This is a genomic window from Deinococcota bacterium, from assembly GCA_030858465.1.
Classification (GTDB): domain Bacteria; phylum Deinococcota; class Deinococci; order Deinococcales; family Trueperaceae; genus JALZLY01.
The window spans coordinates 1-5,526 of record JALZLY010000242.1; the positions used below are offsets into that span (position 1 = coordinate 1).

A 5,526-nucleotide genomic window follows, 5' to 3' on the forward strand; every position below is an offset into this window, starting at 1 on the left:
GCGTGAGCCGCCTCGCCGCCAGCCCGGCCGAGCGCGCCGAGAGGCTGATGGGGGCGCGGCTCTACGAGCAGGCGCTCGAGGCTCTGGAGGGCCTGTCGCGACCCTCGCTCACGGCGCCCATCCTGCGCGCGCTCGGCCGCCACGAGGAGGCGCTGGCGGCCTACCGCCTCTGGCTGCAAGATGAGCCGGAGAGCGAGCGAGCGCGCTACGGCGAGGCCTCGAGCCTCTTCGACCTCGGCCGCAACCCCGAGGCGGACGCGCTCTTCGCTGACTTGCCGGGCGCGCAGGCGCTCTCCTACCGCGGGCACATCGCCCGGCGGGCAGAGGACACCGCACGCGCCACCGACTTCTACCGCCGGGCGGGCGACGCCCACAACCTCTGGGGCGTGACCGAGCGGCTCGAGGCCGAGGGGCGCTACCGCGAGGCCATCGCCCTCTACCTCGAGCTGACGCGGTCGGGCACCGTCTACGCCGACGACGCCGCCTACCGCGCCTTCGTCCTGGCCGGGCGCCTGGGCGACGAGGGCGCGCAGGCCTCGGCCCGGGCGCTCATGCCGGACCATAGCTATCTCGGGCTGTCGCTAGGCAAGGCGCTCGGGCCGCCTACCACCAGCCTGTTGCCCAAGAGCGGGCACCCGGCGCTCGAGCTGGCCCATGCGCTCGCCCGGGCGGGTGACTTCGGGGCCGCCATCGGCGAGCTGCGCTTTGCCGCCAGGGAGGCTGGTGACGAGGCCAGCGCCGCCGACATAGCCGAAGCGCTCTACAACCTGGGCGACTTCCGGCAGAGCTACCTGATAGCCAACCACTGGCTCCTCGAGGGCAGCCGCGACCTGCGCACCTGGCGGCTGGCCTACCCCAGGGCCTACAGCGAGCTGGTCACCCACCAGGCCGAGCACTGGGGCGTCGATCCTTATCTCATCTGGGCGGTGATGCGCCAGGAGTCGCGCTACTACCCCAGGGCGGTGTCGGTCTCGAACGCCCAAGGGCTCATGCAGGTCATTCCTCCCACCTGGGGCTGGCTGGCCGAACTCAAGAGAGAAACGCCCGGCGACGCCTTCGATCCCTATGACAACATCCGCTACGGCACCTATTACCTGAGGCGGCTGCTGGACCAGTTCGGTGGCGACCTCGAGCTCGTCACCGCCGCCTACAACGGCGGGCCGGGCTATATAGGCCGCCTCTACGCCGCGCCGCCCGTCAGCGGCAACCGCGAGGACTTCTTGCGCTTTATCGACCGGCAGGAACCCAGAGAGTACATCCAGCAAGTCATGCTCAACTACCACATCTACCGGGCACTCTACGACGAGGATTGAGGCGCGGCAGGCAGGTGTTGTACCCGCTCTGGTATACAGGCGCGGTTTTCGCCCGCGACGCCCGCCAGGACGTGGTGGAGCGCGAGGTTTCAAAGCCGTTCCCTGCTACCAAGGGGGGCCGAACCCCCATGATAGACTTTGCCAAAGGGAACGGTGGGATGGTGTCAGCCACAGACCCTCCACCACGAAACCCTCAGGGGAGGTCGAAGAGATGTACCGAGGAAGAGAAGGGCAGTGGGCCTTCATTCTGCACCGCGCGTCAGGGATCGCCATCGCTGTCTATCTGTTCACGCACGTCATGAACATCAGCCTGGTGATGTTCGGCCCTGACATCGCCAACCGGGTCATGGGCTTTTTTCATACCGGCATCTTCCGGGTCGGCCTGGTCCTGGTCATGGCCGGCGTCGTCTACCACGCCCTCAACGGCCTCAGAATCATCGTCATGGACTTTACCGACTGGGGCGTCAGGTACCAAAGGCAGCTCTGGTACGCGGTCCTGGTGGTGACGACCATCATCGGCATTCCGGTCCTGATCAAGGTCGTCCCCGAGATCATCGCGGACCTGGTACACTGATGGCGACCACCACCCCCAGAACCCTGAGCCAGGCCAGGGCGACCTACAGCAGCAACAGCGAGCTCGCCTGGTGGGTCTTTATGCGCGTCTCGGGTTTTCTGCTGGTCTTTCTCACCTTCGGCCACCTGTGGATGTACAACATCGCCATCAACGCCGCCAGCATCGACTACGCCTTCGTGGTCGAGCGCCAGTCGATCGCCTGGGTGCGCATCTACGACACCTTTCTCCTGGGCCTGGCCATGCTCCACGGCATGAACGGCCTGCGCTACAGCGTCGAGGACTACATCAGGAACCGCTCGGCGCGGGCCTGGACCAAGATCTTGCTCTACAGCCTCACGGCGGGCATCTTCGTCTTCGGCATCATGACGCTCTGGACCTTCAGCTTTCAGCAGATGGGTGACGCCCTGCGCGCGGCGGGGCAGTAGGGGGTGTGATGGTAAAAGCTCATAAATACGACGTGATCGTGGTCGGCGCGGGCGGCGCGGGCATGATGGCGGCGCGCTACGCGGCGCAGCAGCCCGGCGTAAAGGTCGCGGTGATCAGCAAGCTCTACCCGACCCGCTCGCACACCGGCGCGGCCCAAGGCGGCGTCGGCGCCGCTCTCGGCAACGTTTCCGAGGACCACGCCGAGTGGCACGCCTTTGACACCATCAAGGGCGGCGATTATCTCACGGACCAGGACGTCGCCGAGGTCTTTTCCCGCGAGGTGATCGAGGCGGTTTACGAGCTCGAGCACATGGGCTTGCCCTTCTCGCGCACGCCCGAGGGCAGAATAGCCCAGCGCAAGTTCGGCGGCCACACCCGCGAGTTCGGCAAATCCGCGGTCGAGCGCGCCTGCTACGCCGCCGACCGCACCGGCCACATGATCCTCCAGACCCTCTACCAGCAGTCGATCAAGGACAAGGTCATCTTCTTCAACGAGTTCCACGTCTTGGACCTCGTGATGGAAGGTGGCGAGTGCCGCGGCGTGGTGGCCTACGAACTCGCCACCGGCGAGCTCCACACCTTCTTGGCCAAGGCGACGATCATCGCCTCGGGCGGCAACGGCCGCATGTTCAAGGTGACCTCGAACGCCCACGCCCTCACCGGCGACCTGATGAGCGTGGCCTACCGCCGCGGCATCCCCATGGAAGACCCCGAGTTCTACCAGTTCCACCCGACCGGCCTCTACAAGCTGGGCGTCCTCTTGACCGAGGGCGCGCGCGGCGAGGGCGGGCTTCTGCGCAACGTGGACGGCGAGCGCTTCATGGAGCGCTACGCGCCGTCGATCAAGGACCTAGCCCCCAGGGACATGGTCTCCCGCGCCATGTACTTAGAAGTCCGCGAGGGCCGCGGCTGCGGGCCGGATAAGGACTACATCCACTTAGACCTCACCCACATCGACGCGCACATCATCGAGGAGCGGCTGCCCGACATCACCGAGTTCGCGCGCATCTACTTGGGCGTGGACCCGGTCAAGGAACTCGTGCCCATCCAGCCCACCGCCCACTACGCGATGGGCGGCATCCCCACCAACATCGACACCGAGGTTATTCTGGACGGCGACAACACCGTGGTGCGGGGTCTTTACGCCGCGGGCGAGGTGGCCTGCGCGAGCTTGCACGGCGCCAACCGCCTGGGCACCAACTCCCTGGGTGACCTCATCGTCTTCGGCCGCCGCGCCGGCATGATCGCCTCGAAGTACGCCGCCGAGGCCGAATTCGGCGCCTTGCCCAAGGACCCGCAGGACTACGCCCGCGACCTCATCGACATCGTCATGAGGGGACCGCGCCAGGAGAAGGTCGGCAGGCTGCGCAAGGAGCTCCAGGAGACGATGCAGGACAACGCCAGCGTCTTCCGCACCGCAAAGCTGCTCTGCAAGCAGGTCGAGGTCCTAAAAGAACTCAAGGCCCGCTACCAGAGCATCGGCGTAGACGACAGGGGCAAGCAGTACAACTCCGAGCTCATGGAAGCCGTCGAACTCGGCTTCCTCCTGGACAACGCTGAGACGCTCGTCCACGCCGCCCTGAACCGCAAGGAATCGCGCGGCGCGCACTCCCGCGAGGACTTCAAGGAGCGCGACGACGAGAGTTGGCTCAAGCACAGCCTCGTCTATAAGCAGGGCGACGGCGTGCGCATCGACTACAAACCCGTCACCCTGGGCAAGTACGAGCCCAAACCCAGAGTGTACTAACAGGACTGAGTGCTGAGGTCTGTTCGCGAAGCTCCACGAAGTGAGGGCTGCGCCAAAGCAAGCACCTTCAGTCCTCACTTCGTCACTACGCTGACTCTTCGGGTCGAGCTACGCGAACAGCACCCAGTCCTATCTTCAAGAAAGGCATCATGGCAACGAACGAACGGATGGTGGCACCGGAGGTGCCGGCAACAGCAAAAGACGAGACCACAGCCCAGGCCACAGCCCAGGCCAGCGCCCCAAGCATGGACACGATCGAAGCGACGGTCAAGATCAAGCGCTTCAACCCCGAAGAGGACAAGCGCTCCTACTGGGCCGAGTACAAGCTTGCAGTCCGCGAGACCGACCGCGTTTTGGACGTCCTGCACGAGATCAAGTGGGAGATCGACGGCAGCCTGACGTTTCGCAGGAGTTGCGCGCACGGCATCTGCGGCTCGGACGCCATGCTGATCAACGGTGTCAACCGCCTCGCCTGCAAGATCTTGGTGCGCGATCTGGGCGCCGCCATCGCCGTCGAACCCATCCGCGGTCTCAGGGTCATCAAGGACCTGATCGTCGACATGGAGCCCTTTTTTGACTCCTACAAGGCCATCTTGCCCTACTTCATCAACCACGATCCGGCCCCGGCGGGCGAGCGCCTGCAGAGCCCCGAGGACCGCGCCGTCTACGACGCCAGCACCAAGTGCATCCTCTGCGCGGCCTGCACCACCAGCTGTCCCGTCTTCTGGACGAACGGCTCCTACCTGGGCCCGGCGGCCATCGTCAACGCCCACCGCTTTATCTACGACTCGCGCGACCAGGGCACGTCCGAGCGCATGGAGGTCTTGAACCAGTCCACCGGTCTGTGGCGCTGCCGCACCGCCTACAACTGCACCGAGGCCTGCCCCAGAGACATCCCCATCACCGAGGCCATCGAACAGCTCAAGCGCGAGATGATGTGGCGTCGGGCCTGATAAGAGCGAATGTTGGGGGTGCTTTCATGGTACCCCCAGTATTGTTGCCAGGAGACACAACTTCAGTTTGATCCTTTGCTAGGGTCTGTCTGACTAAAGCTAGATTTAACGTTCCTGACGGACTTAAAGAGTATTTAGCCCAAAAGGGTGATTTTCGCGTGCAGCACGGCAATGAGACCTGTTCAATCAGACAGACCCTAGTGGTCTGTCAAGCATGAATTGACGGATAGAGGCGCTTGAGCTTGATACGAGCGTCGGCAGTGGTGAAGCGCCAATCGACGGTAGCCTGAGAGGCATTGCGCTCAGCTTCCCAAGCGCTGATCTCTTGTTCCAGCATGTGCTTGTCGGGAATACGCCTGTTGAGACACTGACGCGAGAGCACCGAGAGTTCGATCTCAGCCATCCAGTCAAGCTGGACGAACGGTATTCAACCAAGAGCCATGCTTAGGCGTGTAGTGGAACTCTATTCGGTTCAGGATACGTGCTGCTTCCTGCGGAACAAAGGCTTCATAA

Annotated in this window: 5 protein-coding genes and 1 pseudogene; 5 read left to right on the forward strand and 1 reads right to left on the reverse strand. The window is 64.2% G+C overall.

Annotated elements, in window-relative coordinates:
• The 5 genes from M3498_12310 to M3498_12330 all read left to right on the forward strand — a co-directional run.
• The coding region (locus M3498_12310) for a transglycosylase SLT domain-containing protein (GenBank protein ID MDQ3460067.1) at positions 1-1,313 on the forward strand (1,313 nt) is incomplete at its 5' end.
• A gap of 211 nt (positions 1,314-1,524) precedes the next feature.
• On the forward strand, positions 1,525-1,887 hold the full coding sequence (gene sdhC, locus M3498_12315) for a succinate dehydrogenase, cytochrome b556 subunit (GenBank protein ID MDQ3460068.1): 363 nt from the start codon (positions 1,525-1,527) through the stop codon (positions 1,885-1,887).
• On the forward strand, positions 1,887-2,312 hold the full coding sequence (locus tag M3498_12320; GenBank protein MDQ3460069.1) for a succinate dehydrogenase hydrophobic membrane anchor subunit: 426 nt from the start codon (positions 1,887-1,889) through the stop codon (positions 2,310-2,312). The genes sdhC and M3498_12320 overlap by 1 nt, the downstream gene beginning before the upstream one ends.
• Before the next feature lie 8 nt (positions 2,313-2,320).
• Entirely contained in the window at positions 2,321-4,060 is a 1,740-nt protein-coding gene (gene sdhA / locus M3498_12325; GenBank protein ID MDQ3460070.1) for a succinate dehydrogenase flavoprotein subunit, read from the forward strand.
• Positions 4,061-4,305: 245 nt separating this feature from the next.
• Complete coding sequence (locus tag M3498_12330; GenBank protein ID MDQ3460071.1) at positions 4,306-5,013, forward strand: succinate dehydrogenase iron-sulfur subunit; 708 nt, start codon at positions 4,306-4,308, stop codon at positions 5,011-5,013.
• Between the two features lie 208 nt (positions 5,014-5,221).
• Here M3498_12330 and M3498_12335 read toward each other — a convergent pair.
• Positions 5,222-5,526: pseudogene (locus M3498_12335) on the reverse strand (IS630 family transposase).